Here is a 17,040-nt window from a genome sequence, read left to right on the forward strand (position 1 = left end):
GCCTGCGATTTGAGCCAATGAAAAGGGCCGCAGTGAGACCCCGTCACCACGCAACGCGCCGAGCCTTGCATGGTGACAGGGCCGCACTGCGGCCCCTTTTGCACGTACTATTTGCCGATCTGGATCTTCGGCGCCCACAGCAGCCATTCATCCTCAGGCTTGTCGAACAGGGCGAAGGTCTGTTGCGGCCGGGCTGGACTGCCCATCTTGTCGCCATCGGGCGTCGCGAAGGCAATCCCGCCATCGATAAGCGTTTCCAAGGACTCGGTGCGAACCGTGGCGCCCTTGAACAGGCCCCAGTCGAAGCCAAAGCCGCTGCTGTTCCAGAACCGGCTCCCACCACGCACCAAGGCCGCGTAGCGAGGCTCGATAAGGATGTGGATAAGGACACGATCAGCGGTCTGCCCCAGCTCGAAGCCCGTCACCTTGCCCACTGTCACCTCACGATAGGTCACCGGCACGCCGGGCTTGATGGATCCACGACGCGGTGCACTGAGGGTCAGCGGCAAGCCGACCTCCGGCTCGGTCAGCTCGGGCGCCTCGGGCAAGGCGATAAAGTCGCGCTGCGGCCCCTTGGACTTCAACGCTGGCAGCACCTCAAGGTAGAGCCCGCCAACCAGGGTATCGAGGTTTTCGGTACGCACTAGGCCAAAGGCCGGCTTGACCACCCAGAACTGGGTACCAACCCGGGCGATGCGGTCCTGGGCTCCGGTGATGCGCGCCCGCAGCAGCACAGCCTGCAGGTCGGACGTCAGGTCGACGCTTTCCACACTCCCCACATCCAGGCCGCGGAAGCGGATAGGCGTGCCTGGCTTAAGGCCATCGGCGCGATCCACACGAATGGTGATCTGGGTACCCGCACGATCCGCGGCCTCCTGATTGTCGTGCAGGCGGAAGCGGGGAATGCGCCGTTTCAAAGGCACATCAGCCTTTGGCGTATCGAATGCCACACCACCTGCCATGAGCGTCTGCAGCGATTCACTCTTGACCTTGATCCCCGAAAGATCGCCAGACAAGGTGATGCCACTGGCATTCCAGAAGCGCGAGGAGCCGTTGACCAGATGGGCGTACTCCTTCTCGATATGCACGCCAATCAGGATGCGCTTGCTGTTGCGAGCAAACTGGTAGCTTTGCACGCTACCAACCTTGACCTGGCGATACATCACCGGGCTTCCGACTTCCAGCGAGCCCAGGTTATCGGCAAACAGCACCATGTGCAGGCCTGGCGCTTTCAGGTCCAACGGTGGCGCCTTCGGGCGCGCCTCGAACTCGCGCTGTGGCTTGGCGCCCTTCTCGCCTGGACGTATGGCGATATAGTTGCCTTTGACCAAGGCCTCCAGGCCCGTGATACCGGCCAGCGAAATGGAAGGCTTGACCACCCAGAACTGCGTCCCTTCGACCAGGTAGTCTTCGGCCAGCGGGTCGAGTGTCAACTCGGCCGTGGCGCTGGTCAGGTCGTCCGCGATCTTCATCGTTTTCAACGACCCCACCTGGATACCTTTGTACATGACAGGGGTACGCCCAGCCTGCAGGCCTTCGTAGTCTGTCAGCTTGACCTTGATACGGATACCCGCCTGAGCAGCGTCGAAGTCCTCGTACAGACGGAAAGGCAGGCTGGGGTCGGTGGGAGGGCTGTCCTTGCGGTATTCGGGAGTGGCAAAGGCGATGCCCCCGGCGACAATGCTGGCCAAGGATTCACTGCGCACCTTCACACCCGATAGATCCGCATCGATGCTGATGCCACTGGCATTCCAGAATCGTGTGTGCTTGCGCACCAGATTCGCGTAGGCCGGCTCAATGAACACTTTGATCTCTACCGTGTCCTGGTCTTCGGAAAGGCGGTAGCTCTTCACCCGGCCGACCTGGATCTGCTTGTAGAAAATAGGGCTGTCGCGATTGAGCGAGCCCAGACGATCGGCCTTGAGGGTCAGGTGCAGGCCCGGCTCGCTATCGGACAACGGCGGTGCCTCGGAGAGGGCGGTAAAGCGCTTGGTCTTCTCCCCCTCACCGGGGCTGACGGCAATGTAGTTACCTGAAACCAGCGTTTCCAGCCCTGTGATCCCTGCCAGGCTGACGCTCGGCTTCACCAGCCAGAAGCGCGTCCCGGTGGTCAGATGCGGCTCGGCCTCCTTCCTCATCTCGATGGTGGCGATGACACCCGTATTGCTTCCTTTGGCATCGAGCACCAAGGCCTTCACCTTGCCAACGGACATGCCCTTGTAGATGACTTCGGTCTTGTTGGCGACGATGCCTTCACCGGACAGGAAACGAACCTGGATATCTACCCCTGAATCACGATAGGCCTGCCAAGCCAGCCAGCCACCTATCAGCAAGGCAATCAGCGGCAAAATCCATATCGCCGACCAGTTCGAAGCTGGGCGGGTTTTAGCCGTAGCCATGTCACTCATGGTCGTTATCCGACTCCGTGTTATCCCAAATCAGTCGGGGATCGAAAGTTAAAGCTGCAAGCATCGTCAGTATCACCACAGAGGCGAAGGCGACGGCGCCCAAGTTGGCTTCGACGCTGGCAATACGGCCGAAATTCACCACCGCCACCAAGATGGCGATGACGAAGATATCCAGCATGGACCAGCGGCCAATGAACTCGATGAAGCGGTACATCAGGATCCGCTGACGCGCCGACAGCGGTTGATGACGTTGCACCGAATACAACAACAGCCCGATACCCACCAGCTTGAAGGTGGGCACCAGAATACTGGCAATGAACACCACGGCGGCGATAGGCAACATGCCGTGCTTGAGCAGGGTGATGACTCCAGACATGATCGTGTCCGGGCTGCCCTGCCCCAGCGCGCTGACTGTCATGATCGGCAACACGTTGGCGGGAATATAGAGAATGGACGCGGTGATCAGAAGCGCCCAAGTGCGCACGATACTGTTGGGGCGCCGTGCATGCACGGTGGCGCCGCAACGGGTACAGGACTGCGCATCACTGCCAGATGCCTGCCGGTTCAGCTCATGACACTCATTACAGACCAGGATGCCTGCATCAATCGCCCGCATGCTCATCCTCCCCCGACAACGCACTCCAGATCTGATGTGGTGACATCACTACCTCCAGCCATACCTGGACCAATAACAAACTGATGAAACAAAACAGCCCCAGGCCTATGGTCAGTTCCGCGAGATCGACCAGTTTGACGATGGCAACCAGCACCCCCATGAAGTAGACCTCGAGCATGCCCCAGTCACGCAGGTGGTGATAAATACGATAGAAGAGCAATCCGTAACTTCGTCCGATATCTAGGCGAATGCTCAATAGAACCAGTAATTGGCAGAGAAGCTTGAGCAATGGGATCGCCATGCTGCATAGGAACACGACGACTGCCACGCCGCGCATATTCGAGTTGAATAGGCCTAGCACACCACTCCAGACAGTGTCGTCCGACGTCTGACCGAGCAAGTGCAGCTGCATGATGGGCAGAAAGTTGGCGGGCACATAGAGCAGCAAGGCCGTCAACACCAACGCAAGGCTGCGATTGACCACGTTGTGACGATGAGCATAAAGCTCGTAGCCACACCGCGGGCAATGTGCCTTTTCGTCATTCTGTAGCACCGGCTTACGCATCAACAGGTCGCATTCGTGGCAAGCCACGAGCTTATCCAGCGGCAAATGGGCCAGCGCTTCGGAGTCGACAGGATTAAGCATATCGAAATTCTGAATAGATGAATGGAGGCTATTCTAGTGCTCTGACTCAAATTGTGGGAGATGATGGCCATGGGGATGGCTCTGGGTGCCGGACCGCTTGCTAGTGGAGCGTAGCGGTCGGCACCAGAAAAGACAAAACCCCTACCTGCTCGCGCAGATAGGGGTTTTGCGAAATGAATCTTGACGATGACCTACTCTCACATGGGGAAGCCCCACACTACCATCGGCGATGCATCGTTTCACTACTGAGTTCGGGATGGGATCAGGTGGTTCCAATGCTCTATGGTCGTCAAGAAATTCTGTTGCCAGACTGTCTCATGACACTCCAGCCAATTCGGATATGTGATCGTTGTGGTTGCGAACTTTCGGTTCTCTCGTCTTCACCACCGCAATCTGCAGAAGCAAATTGCTTGGGTGTTATATGGTCAAGCCTCACGGGCAATTAGTATCGGTTAGCTCAACGCCTCACAGCGCTTACACACCCGACCTATCAACGTCGTAGTCTTCGACGGCCCTTTAGGGGATTCAAGATCCCAGTGAGATCTCATCTTGAGGCAAGTTTCCCGCTTAGATGCTTTCAGCGGTTATCTCTTCCGAACATAGCTACCCGGCAATGCCACTGGCGTGACAACCGGAACACCAGAGGTTCGTCCACTCCGGTCCTCTCGTACTAGGAGCAGCCCCTCTCAAATCTCAAACGTCCACGGCAGATAGGGACCGAACTGTCTCACGACGTTCTAAACCCAGCTCGCGTACCACTTTAAATGGCGAACAGCCATACCCTTGGGACCGGCTTCAGCCCCAGGATGTGATGAGCCGACATCGAGGTGCCAAACACCGCCGTCGATATGAACTCTTGGGCGGTATCAGCCTGTTATCCCCGGAGTACCTTTTATCCGTTGAGCGATGGCCCTTCCATACAGAACCACCGGATCACTAAGACCTACTTTCGTACCTGCTCGACGTGTGGGTCTCGCAGTCAAGCGCGCTTTTGCCTTTATACTCTGCGACCGATTTCCGACCGGTCTGAGCGCACCTTCGTACTCCTCCGTTACTCTTTGGGAGGAGACCGCCCCAGTCAAACTACCCACCATACACTGTCCTCGATCCGGATCACGGACCTGAGTTAGAACCTCAAGGTTGCCAGGGTGGTATTTCAAGGATGGCTCCATGAGAACTGGCGTCCCCACTTCAAAGCCTCCCACCTATCCTACACAAGCAAGCTCAAAGTCCAGTGCAAAGCTATAGTAAAGGTTCACGGGGTCTTTCCGTCTAGCCGCGGATACACTGCATCTTCACAGCGATTTCAATTTCACTGAGTCTCGGGTGGAGACAGCGCCGCCATCGTTACGCCATTCGTGCAGGTCGGAACTTACCCGACAAGGAATTTCGCTACCTTAGGACCGTTATAGTTACGGCCGCCGTTTACCGGGGCTTCGATCAAGAGCTTCGCTTGCGCTAACCCCATCAATTAACCTTCCGGCACCGGGCAGGCGTCACACCCTATACGTCCACTTTCGTGTTTGCAGAGTGCTGTGTTTTTAATAAACAGTCGCAGCGGCCTGGTATCTTCGACCGGCATGGGCTTACGGAGCAAGTCCTTCACCCTCGCCGGCGCACCTTCTCCCGAAGTTACGGTGCCATTTTGCCTAGTTCCTTCACCCGAGTTCTCTCAAGCGCCTTGGTATTCTCTACCCGACCACCTGTGTCGGTTTGGGGTACGGTTCCCAGTTATCTGAAGCTTAGGAGCTTTTCTTGGAAGCATGGCATCAACCACTTCGTCGCCTAAAGGCAACTCGTCATCAGCTCTCGGCCTTGAAATCCCGGATTTGCCTAAGATTTCAGCCTACCACCTTAAACTTGGACAACCAACGCCAAGCTGGCCTAGCCTTCTCCGTCCCTCCATCGCAATAACTGGAAGTACAGGAATATTAACCTGTTTTCCATCGACTACGCTTTTCAGCCTCGCCTTAGGGACCGACTAACCCTGCGTCGATTAACGTTGCGCAGGAAACCTTGGTCTTTCGGCGTGCGAGTTTTTCACTCGCATTGTCGTTACTCATGTCAGCATTCGCACTTCTGATACCTCCAGCAAGCTTCTCAACTCACCTTCACAGGCTTACAGAACGCTCCTCTACCGCATCACCTAAGTGATACCCGTAGCTTCGGTGCATGGTTTGAGCCCCGTTACATCTTCCGCGCAGGCCGACTCGACTAGTGAGCTATTACGCTTTCTTTAAAGGATGGCTGCTTCTAAGCCAACCTCCTAGCTGTCTAAGCCTTCCCACATCGTTTCCCACTTAACCATGACTTTGGGACCTTAGCTGACGGTCTGGGTTGTTTCCCTTTTCACGACGGACGTTAGCACCCGCCGTGTGTCTCCCATGCTCGGCACTTCCAGGTATTCGGAGTTTGCATCGGTTTGGTAAGTCGGGATGACCCCCTAGCCGAAACAGTGCTCTACCCCCTGGAGTGATACATGAGGCGCTACCTAAATAGCTTTCGAGGAGAACCAGCTATCTCCGAGCTTGATTAGCCTTTCACTCCGATCCACAGGTCATCCGCTAACTTTTCAACGGTAGTCGGTTCGGTCCTCCAGTCAGTGTTACCTAACCTTCAACCTGCCCATGGATAGATCGCCCGGTTTCGGGTCTATACCCAGCGACTAAACGCCCTATTAAGACTCGCTTTCGCTACGCCTCCCCTATTCGGTTAAGCTCGCCACTGAATATAAGTCGCTGACCCATTATACAAAAGGTACGCAGTCACCTAACAAAGTAGGCTCCCACTGCTTGTACGCATACGGTTTCAGGTTCTATTTCACTCCCCTCTCCGGGGTTCTTTTCGCCTTTCCCTCACGGTACTGGTTCACTATCGGTCAGTCAGTAGTATTTAGCCTTGGAGGATGGTCCCCCCATGTTCAGACAAAGTTTCTCGTGCTCCGTCCTACTCGATTTCATTGATAAGAGACTTTCGTGTACGGGGCTATCACCCACTATGGCCGCACTTTCCAGAGCGTTCCACTAATCTCAAATCAACTTAAGGGCTGGTCCCCGTTCGCTCGCCACTACTAAGGGAATCTCGGTTGATTTCTTTTCCTCAGGGTACTTAGATGTTTCAGTTCCCCTGGTTCGCCTCTTGCACCTATGGATTCAGTACAAGATACCTAGGTTATCCTAGGTGGGTTCCCCCATTCAGAGATCTCTGGATCACAGTCTGTTTGCCGACTCCCCAAAGCTTATCGCAGGCTACCACGTCTTTCATCGCCTCTGACTGCCAAGGCATCCACCGTATGCGCTTCTTCACTTGACCATATAACCCCAAGCAATCTGGTTATACTGTGAAGACGACATTCGCCGAAAATTCGCATGTTGCTCAATAAAGAGCAGAACTCACAAATTTTACCTTAGCCTGATGGCCCACCAGTGAAAGTGGTCATCAGTCTATCTATCACATATCCGAATTTTTAAAGAACGATCTGACAAAAGTCAGAAATCAACATTCACATTGGAATGTTCATTTCTAAGTTCTGCAGGTAACGGCAAGTGGTGGAGCCAAGCGGGATCGAACCGCTGACCTCCTGCGTGCAAGGCAGGCGCTCTCCCAGCTGAGCTATGGCCCCGTAGTCATCTGCACCAAGCTAATGGTAGGTCTGGGCAGATTTGAACTGCCGACCTCACCCTTATCAGGGGTGCGCTCTAACCAACTGAGCTACAGACCTATAACAGGGTCGCGTTACAGCATCGTCTTCTTCAAGGAATCAAGCAATTCGTGTGGGAGCTCATCAGCAGGCTGATGTCTTCGATTAAGGAGGTGATCCAGCCGCAGGTTCCCCTACGGCTACCTTGTTACGACTTCACCCCAGTCATGAATCACACCGTGGTAACCGTCCCCCCGAAGGTTAGACTAGCTACTTCTGGTGCAACCCACTCCCATGGTGTGACGGGCGGTGTGTACAAGGCCCGGGAACGTATTCACCGCGACATTCTGATTCGCGATTACTAGCGATTCCGACTTCACGCAGTCGAGTTGCAGACTGCGATCCGGACTACGATCGGTTTTGTGAGATTAGCTCCACCTCGCGGCTTGGCAACCCTCTGTACCGACCATTGTAGCACGTGTGTAGCCCAGGCCGTAAGGGCCATGATGACTTGACGTCATCCCCACCTTCCTCCGGTTTGTCACCGGCAGTCTCCTTAGAGTGCCCACCATGACGTGCTGGTAACTAAGGACAAGGGTTGCGCTCGTTACGGGACTTACCCAACATCTCACGACACGAGCTGACGACAGCCATGCAGCACCTGTGTCAGAGTTCCCGAAGGCACCAATCCATCTCTGGAAAGTTCTCTGCATGTCAAGGCCTGGTAAGGTTCTTCGCGTTGCTTCGAATTAAACCACATGCTCCACCGCTTGTGCGGGCCCCCGTCAATTCATTTGAGTTTTAACCTTGCGGCCGTACTCCCCAGGCGGTCAACTTAATGCGTTAGCTGCGCCACTAAAATCTCAAGGATTCCAACGGCTAGTTGACATCGTTTACGGCGTGGACTACCAGGGTATCTAATCCTGTTTGCTCCCCACGCTTTCGCACCTCAGTGTCAGTATCAGTCCAGGTGGTCGCCTTCGCCACTGGTGTTCCTTCCTATATCTACGCATTTCACCGCTACACAGGAAATTCCACCACCCTCTACCATACTCTAGCTCGCCAGTTTTGGATGCAGTTCCCAGGTTGAGCCCGGGGCTTTCACATCCAACTTAACGAACCACCTACGCGCGCTTTACGCCCAGTAATTCCGATTAACGCTTGCACCCTCTGTATTACCGCGGCTGCTGGCACAGAGTTAGCCGGTGCTTATTCTGTCGGTAACGTCAAAACAGCAAGGTATTAACTTACTGCCCTTCCTCCCAACTTAAAGTGCTTTACAATCCGAAGACCTTCTTCACACACGCGGCATGGCTGGATCAGGCTTTCGCCCATTGTCCAATATTCCCCACTGCTGCCTCCCGTAGGAGTCTGGACCGTGTCTCAGTTCCAGTGTGACTGATCATCCTCTCAGACCAGTTACGGATCGTCGCCTTGGTGAGCCTTTACCTCACCAACTAGCTAATCCGACCTAGGCTCATCTGATAGCGTGAGGTCCGAAGATCCCCCACTTTCTCCCGTAGGACGTATGCGGTATTAGCGCTCCTTTCGGAACGTTGTCCCCCACTACCAGGCAGATTCCTAGGCATTACTCACCCGTCCGCCGCTGAATCAAGGAGCAAGCTCCCGTCATCCGCTCGACTTGCATGTGTTAGGCCTGCCGCCAGCGTTCAATCTGAGCCATGATCAAACTCTTCAGTTCAATACTGCTTGGGTTTTTAAGAAACCCTAAACTTGGCTCAGCAATCTCAAATGACTATGTGATTTCTCGCATGGCCACTTGTGATGCTGATAATCTTGGCGCGACGATCAGTCCATACTCACAAGCACCCACACGAATTGCTTGATTCGATTGTTAAAGAGCGATTTGGTTAAGCGCTTTGCTCAACCGAGGCCGCGCATTCTACGCTTTCCTCTAAGTCTGTCAAGCGTTTATTTTGAAGTTTTTTCCGAGAAACCCGTTCAACTTCAACCGCTTAACTCGCTGCGATCTCTCGTAGCGGGAGGCGAATCATACAGCGTTAAAACCTGCTGTCAACTGCCTTTTTCACCGCTGCCGATCAGAAGACCGAAGCCTTTCCGATACTACCTGAAGCGTTCAACTCGTTGATTATCAAGGAGTTTTGCGTTTCGACTGCGTCGGAAGTGGGGCGCATTATAAGGGGATTCGAAACCCCGTCAACAGTTATTTCAAGAAAGTTTCAAACCGCCCTGCCCCGCCCCAGCAAACGAGGGACACGACGCCACACCGGCGGAATACGCACAAACATCAATACTGCCCCGACGGCGGCGTATATCACCCACTCTTGCAGGTCTGAGCGAACGATCCAGAGGAAGTGCAGCAATCCCAACCCGAGAATCCCATAAGCCAACCGGTGCAACTTCTTCCATCGCGCGCCGAGCCTCCGCTGACTGTAACGATTCGACGTCGCCGCGAGCGCCAGCAGGCCAAGAAAGCCCAACACTCCCACAATGATGTAAGGGCGCTTGCGCAGCTCGACACCCAATTGCCCCCAGTCCAGCCCGAGGATGAACACGATATAGGAAGCCATGTGCAGGACGACGTAAGCGAAGCACCACAACCCCAGTTGCCGCCGCACGACTATCCAAGCGGGCCACCCTGTGAGTCTCTGCAACGGCGTCATGCTCAAGGTGACCAGCAAGAAGGTCAACGCGCCAAGACCCAGGCGATCTACCAAGATTTTGCCAGGGTCTGGTCCCAGCAGATTCATCGCCGCTTCATATAGCCACCAACCGGGAAACGCACACCCCACCAGGAAAATGGCCAGTCGAAACCAGGGATAACGCATCAGTAGTTCTTCCGCAGATCGAGCCCCGCATACAGCGACGCCACTTCATCGGCGTAGCCATTGAACATCAGGGTATCGCGCACATTGGGACTGAACAGCCCACTGGGCAAACGCCTTTCCCTGGCCTGGCTCCAGCGCGGGTGGTCGACCATCGGATTGACGTTGGCATAGAAGCCATATTCCGTAGGCGCGAGGCTCTCCCATGTGGTGCTCGGCCGCTCTGCCACCAGGCTCATGCGCACGATGGACTTGATACTCTTGAACCCGTACTTCCATGGCACTACCAAGCGCAACGGCGCGCCGTTCTGATTGGCCAACTCCCGGCCATACATGCCTACCGCCAGAATCGCCAGGGGATGCATCGCCTCGTCCAGGCGCAGCCCCTCTACATAGGGCCAATCGATCAAGGCAAAGCCTGAGCGCTGCCCAGGCATGCTTTGTGGATCCTGCAGCGTCTCGAAGCGTACGTAGCGCGCCTTGGAGTTCGGCTCGACCTGCTTGAGCACCTGTGCCAATGGAAAGCCCAGCCAGGGGATGACCATCGACCAGGCCTCGACACAACGCAACCGATAGATGCGCTCTTCGAGCTGGTAGGGTTTGACGAAGTCTTCCAAGGCATAGCGACCGGGCTTGGCCACTTCACCATCGACCACCAGAGTCCAGGGCTCGGTCTTAAGCGCACCGGCATTGGCCGCTGGGTCCCCCTTGTCGGGGCCGAACTCATAGAAGTTGTTGTAGTGGGTGGCGTCCTTGAACGGCGTGATCGCTTCGTCCTTGACCGTCACAGCCTGCCAGCGCACGGCTGCCAGCTTGTCTGTGAACCAGGCAGGCGCGGCACCAGGCGCGACGTCGGCATAGCGCGACGCCTCGACAGCCGAAGCAGCACGCGGCAACGCGCCAAGGGCCAGCCCTGCCAGGGAAGCCCCAAGCATTGAACGCCTGGAAAGATAGAGTCTTTCAGGGGTGATCTCCGACGCTTTGCAATCGGACGATGTGGGAGACTTGATAAGCATGACGGCTCCACAGCACAGGCAACGGATGTACCTGTAAGACTATGGAGCCGGAGGGTTATTCCAACATTAACGCTTTGTCAGCTTTTGCGGCGACGACCACGCAGCAGATACTGCACAGGGCCGGAAATCGCATAGCCGAGGAAGATCAGCAGCAGGATTCGGGGCGGGTCGCTGAACACCACCGCGAACACCAGCACCACAGCCAGAATGGCCACGAAGGGCACACGCCCCTTGAGGTCCAGCTCCTTGAAGCTGTTGTACTTGATGTTGCTGACCATCAGCATGCCGGCAGCGGCCACCAACAAGGCGACCAGGAACGACAGCTTGGAGCCCTGGATGCCATAGTCACTGAAGGCCCATACGGTGCCAGCGACCACACCGGCGGCAGCCGGGCTGGCCAGGCCGATGAAGTAGCGCTTGTCAGCCGTGCCGACTTGGGTATTGAAGCGCGCCAGACGCAATGCCGCACCAGCGACATAGATGAAGGCGACCATCCAGCCGACCTTGCCCATGTCGCCCAGCGCCCAGACGAACGCCAGCAAGGCAGGCGCAACGCCGAAGGCCGCCATGTCCGACAGCGAGTCGTACTCGGCACCGAAGGCGCTCTGGGTGTTGGTCATGCGCGCAACACGACCATCGAGGCTATCGAGGACCATGGCCACGAAGATGGCGATCGCGGCGAACGCGAAGTACTTGCTCGCTTCACGCGGGTCGCCGGCACTGAGGTAACCGTGCGCGCTGATGGAGCTGACGATGGAATAGAAACCGGCAAACAGGTTGGCGGTCGTGAACAGGTTGGGTAGCAGGTAAATGCCACGGTGACGGACCTTGCGCCCTTCGGCGTCATGCCCTTCTTCAATATGCTCATCGACAGGTAGCAGGCTTTCGGCGTCGGAGGGCTTATTCGGCTCTTCGGGACGTTCGCTCATGAAAAGTACCTTGCAACTGGGGTGGAAAATATTCGACACGGGCCTGCGAAACAGGTTCTGACGGCAAGCCACTGGTCGCTTTATACCAGAAGCAGGCCGCGTAAACGAAAAAACGCGGCCGAAGCCGCGTTTTTCATGTTACCGACGCAAGACTTAGTTCTTGGTCTTGTCGACGATCTTGTTGGCCGCGATCCAAGGCATCATGGAGCGCAGTTGCTCGCCGATGACTTCGATGCCGTGAGCGGCGTTGTTACGACGCTTGGCGGTCATCGATGGGTAGTTGGTGGCGCCTTCGGAGATGAACATCTTCGCGTACTCGCCGTCCTGGATGCGCTTCAGAGCGTTGCGCATGGCCTTGCGGGATTCTTCGTTGATGACTTCCGGACCGGTGACGTACTCACCGTATTCGGCGTTGTTGGAGATCGAGTAGTTCATGTTGGCGATACCGCCTTCGTACATGAGGTCAACGATCAGCTTCAGCTCGTGCAGGCACTCGAAGTAGGCCATTTCCGGCGCGTAGCCCGCTTCGACCAGGGTTTCGAAACCGGCCTTGACCAGCTCGACGGTACCGCCGCACAGAACGGCCTGCTCACCGAACAAATCGGTTTCGGTTTCGTCCTTGAAGGTGGTTTCGATGATACCGGTACGGCCGCCGCCGACGCCCGAGGCGTACGACAGAGCAACGTTCTTGGCGTTGCCGGAGGCGTCCTGGTAGACGGCGATCAGGTCAGGGATGCCGCCGCCCTTGACGAACTCGGAGCGAACGGTGTGACCCGGAGCCTTCGGCGCGATCATGATCACGTCCAGGTCGGCACGCGGAACGACTTGGTTGTAGTGGATCGAGAAGCCATGGGAGAAGGCCAGGGTAGCGCCCTTCTTGATGTTCGGCTCGATTTCGTTCTTGTACAGGGCGCCTTGGAACTCGTCCGGGGTCAGGATCATGACCAGGTCGGCAGCGGCGACGGCAGTAGCAACGTCAGCGACTTTCAGGCCGTGGGCTTCTGCCTTGGCAACGGTGGCCGAACCTTTACGCAGACCGACGGTAACGTCCACACCGGAGTCCTTGAGGTTGCACGCCTGGGCGTGCCCCTGGGAGCCGTAACCGATGATGGCGACTTTCTTGCCCTGGATAATGGAAAGGTCGCAGTCTTTGTCGTAATAAACTTTCATGAAATACCCCTGTTATATCTCGGCTCCACGGAGCCATCACTGATTCTTGTATGCGTATTCAGATACTGAGCACTTTGTCGCCACGGGCAATGCCGGTAACGCCGCTGCGCACGGTTTCCAGGATCGACGCGGTGCCAATGGCCTGGATGAAGCTGTCCAGCTTATCGCTGGTACCGCTCAGTTGCACGGTGTACACGCTGGCGGTGACATCGACGATCTGGCCACGGAAGATATCCGTGGTGCGCTTGATCTCGGCGCGCTGGGCGCCGGTGGCCTTGACCTTGACCAGCATCAGCTCGCGCTCGATGTGAGCACTCTCCGACAGATCGACGAGCTTGACCACTTCGACCAGTTTGTTCAGGTTCTTGGTGATCTGTTCGATCACTTCGTCATGACCAACGGTCGTCAGGGTCAGGCGCGACAGAGTCGGGTCCTCGGTCGGCGCCACGGTCAGGCTTTCGATGTTGTAGTTACGCTGGGAGAACAGACCGACCACGCGAGACAAGGCACCGGGTTCGTTTTCCAACAGCAGGGAAATGATGTGCCGCATATCAGGTACGCTCCGTCTTGCTCAGCCACATGTCACGCATCGAGCCGTCCTTGATCTGCATCGGGTAGACGTGCTCGGTCCTGTCGACCGCGATGTCGATGAACACCAGGCGGTCCTTCATCGCGAAAGCCTCTTCCAGTTTTGGCTTGAGGTCCTTCAGGCTGGTGATGCGGATACCCACATGGCCATAGGCCTCAACCAGCTTGACGAAGTCAGGCAGCGACTCCACGTAGGAATGCGAGTGACGGCCGCTGTAGGCCATGTCCTGCCATTGACGAACCATGCCCAACACACCGTTGTTCAGGTTGACGATCTTCACCGGCAGGTCGTACTGCATGCAGGTGGACAGTTCCTGGATGTTCATCTGGATACTGCCTTCACCGGTCACGCAGGCCACGTCCTGGTCAGGGAAGTTGAGCTTGATGCCCATCGCCGCCGGGAAGCCGAAGCCCATGGTGCCCAGGCCGCCGGAGTTGACCCAACGATTTGGCTTGTTGAAACGGTAGTACTGCGCCGCGAACATCTGGTGCTGGCCGACATCGGAGGTGATGAAGGCATCGCCCTTGGTCACTTCGCACAGGGTTTCGATCACGGTCTGCGGCTTGATGACGCTGCCATCGCCCTTGTCGTAAGGGAACAGGCCGCGGTCACCTCGCCACTCGTCGATCTGCTTCCACCAGGCATCGAGTGCCGCCTTGTCAGGCTGCTCGCCGATCTCCTTGAGGATGGTGAGCATCTCGGTGAGCACACTTTCGACCGGGCCAACGATCGGCACGTCGGCCTTGATCATCTTGGAGATCGACGCCGGATCGATGTCGATGTGAATGATCTTGGCGTTCGGGCAGAACTTGGCCGGGCCATTGACTACGCGGTCGTCGAAACGCGCACCGACAGCGAAGATCACGTCTGCATTGTGCATCGCCATGTTGGCGGTGTAGCTGCCGTGCATGCCCAGCATGCCGATGAACTGACGATCGGTGCCCGGGAAGCCACCCAGCCCCATCAGGGTATTGGTGACCGGCAGGTTCAACGACTTGGCAATCTCGGTAAGGGCTTCGGAGCCGCCGCCAAGAATGACGCCACCGCCGGAATAGACCACCGGACGCTTGGCTGCCAAGAGCATCTCGGCCGCTTTGCGGATCTGGCCGGAATGACCGCGGACAGCCGGGCTGTAGGAGCGCAGCTTGACCTTCTTGGGATAGACGTATTCGAACTTCTCGGCCGGGTTGGTCATATCTTTTGGAATGTCGACCACGACCGGGCCTGGACGGCCGGATTGCGCCAGGTAGAAGGCTTTTTTCAGGACTTCGGGAATCTCCGAGGCATGCTTGACCATGAAGCTGTGCTTCACGATCGGCCGGGAAATACCAATCATGTCGGTTTCCTGGAAGGCATCGGTACCAACCATGGTGCTAGGCACCTGACCGGACAGGATGACCATCGGGATCGAGTCCATATAGGCAGTGGCAATGCCGGTGATGGCATTGGTCGCGCCTGGGCCGGAAGTCACCAGCACCACGCCGGCCTTGCCGGTTGCACGGGCGTAACCGTCCGCCATATGGGTGGCAGCCTGTTCGTGACGAACCAGGATGTGGTTGATCTCCGGTTCCTTGAACAGGGCGTCGTAAACATGAAGGAGAGCACCGCCAGGGTACCCATAGATGTGCTTAACGCCTTCGTCACGCAAGAAGCGGACGACCATCTCAGCGCCAGATAAAAGCTCCACGTTGTTCACCTCTAAAACGCCAGAATACCGCCCTCAAATGGACGGGTCTTAATAGGTTTACTGCCAAGCAGAGCATGAGCGAACGTCAGCACTGACTGAGCAAGTATTGGGAGCGCCCCAGAGTGTTGCGGGGGGTTCCCACCCAGCGCGAGGTAACGCGTTGCGGGGTGTTACAAGTCGGCGCGGGTGTGCGCCTCATGATCTGCTTAGCGGGTCTGCTTCTGGCAGTCCCTCTACAGCGGAATCTGGATTCTTCTGATTCGTCGCGCGCAAGTCAAGAAAAATTATTGCCAATTTTTCCCCAGGATGAATTCCTGCCACCACGAAAAAGGTGGTCAGCAGCAGGAAAATAAAGATTTCCAAAAAAAAGGGCCACAATCTGCGGCCCTTATAGGAAAAAAAGAAGAAATCAGGCGGAAGGACTGATCAATTGGTCAAATGCTGCCAGCAGACGTCTAAGCTCGCGACTCTGCTCTGGGCGATCGACGAACACCGTTTCGGCCATGACCAGAATGCCAGAGGCATTGGGCAACGGGTGACCGTGCTCGATGATGAGCTTCATACGCGGCAGGAAAATCCATTGCAGCCACTGCTCGAAGGTCATTACATCCACCGCGAACGGGACCACGCTGGCCAGCGCTTCGGCGCTGGGCACCTGTTCGCTCCACCAGCCCTGGACCTGCAATTCGCGCTCGATCAACAACAGATGATCGGCAATATCGAGGATGCGTTGCTCCATCACGAGGTAGTCCGCGCCTTCTGCCGCGCCAATGCCGCACCCTGGCTGTCCCCTTGCTTCTCACGGGCCTGGGCGATGGTGTTCCACAGCTCGGCCTGCAGGTCGGGACGCCCATTGGCGTAGGTCAGCGCACGACGTGCCAATTGCTCAGCCTGCGCCGAGTCGCCCTGGGCCAGGCGCACCTGGGCCAGACGGAACAGTACCTGCGGCTCGCGCGGAGCGATGCGCTGGGCACGCTCCAGGCTCGAGGCGGCACCGTTGAAGTCACCACCGCCCTGTTGCTGCTGAGCGGTGGTCAGCAGCGCCAGCACCGGCCCATCGAGCTGCTCATCGGCCGACAGCCCGCCGGTGGCGTTGCTGCGCGGAATACCGGTCGGAGCGCTGGGCGTGCTGGACGCGCTGTTCATCGAGGCGATGTCGAACGGCTCGTCGGCAATCGGGTTGGGGTTGGTGGCGATCGGGCCGCTGCTCACAGGGCCAGGGGTGATTGGCCCAGTGCTGATTGGCGCAGCCCCCGTACCGGCCGGGAAGGCCTGGATGGGCGCTGCGCCAGCGCCTTGCGGGATCACCACGGTCACACCGGAATCCTCGGGCAGGGACTGCGCCTGGCTGGTGCCTCCGCTGGGCTGGCGGGCAACGTTACGGTTGCTCGCAATTCGCTCACTGTTCGATACCCGGGTGCTCGAGTCCACCACGGGGATATTGCCGCGAGGAACGCTGGAGCACCCCTGGAGCACGGCAATCGCCGTCAAGGCAGGAAACAACCACTTGTTCACTTCACACCCTCTTCAAA

The 17,040-nt window shown here is 57.0% G+C and carries 11 protein-coding genes, 2 tRNA genes and 3 rRNA genes; all 16 read right to left on the reverse strand.

Annotation, left to right across the window (positions count from 1 at the left end):
* Positions 1–107: 107 nt before the first annotated feature.
* Entirely contained in the window at positions 108–2,408 is a 2,301-nt protein-coding gene (locus tag AB1N67_RS21060; protein ID WP_367863364.1) for an MlaD family protein, read from the reverse strand.
* A complete protein-coding gene (locus AB1N67_RS21065) occupies positions 2,401–3,024 on the reverse strand; it encodes a paraquat-inducible protein A (RefSeq protein WP_090346945.1) in 624 nt (207 codons plus the stop codon). Before AB1N67_RS21065 ends, AB1N67_RS21060 begins: the two co-directional genes overlap by 8 nt.
* Positions 3,011–3,670 (reverse strand): paraquat-inducible protein A, encoded by a 660-nt coding sequence (locus tag AB1N67_RS21070; RefSeq protein ID WP_090346935.1) that lies wholly within the window; start codon positions 3,668–3,670, stop codon positions 3,011–3,013. The genes AB1N67_RS21065 and AB1N67_RS21070 overlap by 14 nt, the downstream gene beginning before the upstream one ends.
* A 178-nt stretch (positions 3,671–3,848) precedes the next feature.
* A 5S ribosomal RNA gene (gene rrf / locus AB1N67_RS21075) occupies positions 3,849–3,964 on the reverse strand.
* A gap of 127 nt (positions 3,965–4,091) precedes the next feature.
* Positions 4,092–6,982: ribosomal RNA gene (locus tag AB1N67_RS21080) — 23S ribosomal RNA — on the reverse strand.
* 234 nt (positions 6,983–7,216) lie between these two features.
* Positions 7,217–7,292, reverse strand: a tRNA-Ala gene (locus tag AB1N67_RS21085).
* Positions 7,293–7,314: 22 nt separating this feature from the next.
* Positions 7,315–7,391, reverse strand: a tRNA-Ile gene (locus tag AB1N67_RS21090).
* An 85-nt stretch (positions 7,392–7,476) separates the two neighbouring features.
* Positions 7,477–9,012: ribosomal RNA gene (locus AB1N67_RS21095) — 16S ribosomal RNA — on the reverse strand.
* The 16S, 23S and 5S rRNA genes sit together here with 2 tRNA genes alongside, the layout of an rRNA operon.
* A 499-nt stretch (positions 9,013–9,511) precedes the next feature.
* Positions 9,512–10,120, reverse strand: a complete 609-nt coding sequence (gene msrQ / locus AB1N67_RS21100) for a protein-methionine-sulfoxide reductase heme-binding subunit MsrQ (RefSeq protein ID WP_090346734.1) — start codon at positions 10,118–10,120, stop codon at positions 9,512–9,514.
* Entirely contained in the window at positions 10,120–11,133 is a 1,014-nt protein-coding gene (gene msrP / locus AB1N67_RS21105) for a protein-methionine-sulfoxide reductase catalytic subunit MsrP (protein WP_102082006.1), read from the reverse strand. The genes msrQ and msrP overlap by 1 nt, the downstream gene beginning before the upstream one ends.
* 77 nt (positions 11,134–11,210) lie before the next feature.
* Positions 11,211–12,062: a CDP-diacylglycerol--serine O-phosphatidyltransferase gene (pssA, locus tag AB1N67_RS21110; RefSeq protein WP_043215775.1), complete on the reverse strand. Its 852-nt coding sequence runs from the start codon at positions 12,060–12,062 to the stop codon at positions 11,211–11,213.
* A 153-nt stretch (positions 12,063–12,215) separates the two neighbouring features.
* On the reverse strand, positions 12,216–13,232 hold the full coding sequence (ilvC, locus tag AB1N67_RS21115) for a ketol-acid reductoisomerase (RefSeq protein ID WP_043215774.1): 1,017 nt from the start codon (positions 13,230–13,232) through the stop codon (positions 12,216–12,218).
* A 58-nt stretch (positions 13,233–13,290) separates the two neighbouring features.
* Positions 13,291–13,782 (reverse strand): acetolactate synthase small subunit, encoded by a 492-nt coding sequence (ilvN, locus tag AB1N67_RS21120; protein WP_003250040.1) that lies wholly within the window; start codon positions 13,780–13,782, stop codon positions 13,291–13,293.
* Position 13,783: 1 nt separating this feature from the next.
* Positions 13,784–15,508, reverse strand: a complete 1,725-nt coding sequence (locus tag AB1N67_RS21125) for an acetolactate synthase 3 large subunit (RefSeq protein ID WP_043215778.1) — start codon at positions 15,506–15,508, stop codon at positions 13,784–13,786.
* 409 nt (positions 15,509–15,917) lie between these two features.
* Complete coding sequence (locus AB1N67_RS21130; protein WP_043215773.1) at positions 15,918–16,250, reverse strand: YqcC family protein; 333 nt, start codon at positions 16,248–16,250, stop codon at positions 15,918–15,920.
* Positions 16,247–17,023, reverse strand: a complete 777-nt coding sequence (locus tag AB1N67_RS21135) for a tetratricopeptide repeat protein (protein WP_043215772.1) — start codon at positions 17,021–17,023, stop codon at positions 16,247–16,249. Before AB1N67_RS21135 ends, AB1N67_RS21130 begins: the two co-directional genes overlap by 4 nt.
* Positions 17,024–17,040 lie beyond the last annotated feature (17 nt).

This window comes from Pseudomonas guariconensis (assembly GCF_040822035.1).
In the GTDB taxonomy this organism is placed as follows: domain Bacteria; phylum Pseudomonadota; class Gammaproteobacteria; order Pseudomonadales; family Pseudomonadaceae; genus Aquipseudomonas; species Aquipseudomonas guariconensis.

Coding starts and splice junctions, on each gene's coding strand:
- pssA (WP_043215775.1), bottom strand. CDS start 12,062: ATGAGCGAACGTCCCGAAGAGCCGAATAAGCCCTCCGACGCCGAAAGC.
- AB1N67_RS21060 (WP_367863364.1), bottom strand. CDS start 2,408: ATGAGTGACATGGCTACGGCTAAAACCCGCCCAGCTTCGAACTGGTCG.
- ilvN (WP_003250040.1), bottom strand. CDS start 13,782: ATGCGGCACATCATTTCCCTGCTGTTGGAAAACGAACCCGGTGCCTTG.
- msrP (WP_102082006.1), bottom strand. CDS start 11,133: ATGCTTATCAAGTCTCCCACATCGTCCGATTGCAAAGCGTCGGAGATC.
- AB1N67_RS21070 (WP_090346935.1), bottom strand. CDS start 3,670: ATGCTTAATCCTGTCGACTCCGAAGCGCTGGCCCATTTGCCGCTGGAT.
- AB1N67_RS21065 (WP_090346945.1), bottom strand. CDS start 3,024: ATGCGGGCGATTGATGCAGGCATCCTGGTCTGTAATGAGTGTCATGAG.
- ilvC (WP_043215774.1), bottom strand. CDS start 13,232: ATGAAAGTTTATTACGACAAAGACTGCGACCTTTCCATTATCCAGGGC.
- msrQ (WP_090346734.1), bottom strand. CDS start 10,120: ATGCGTTATCCCTGGTTTCGACTGGCCATTTTCCTGGTGGGGTGTGCG.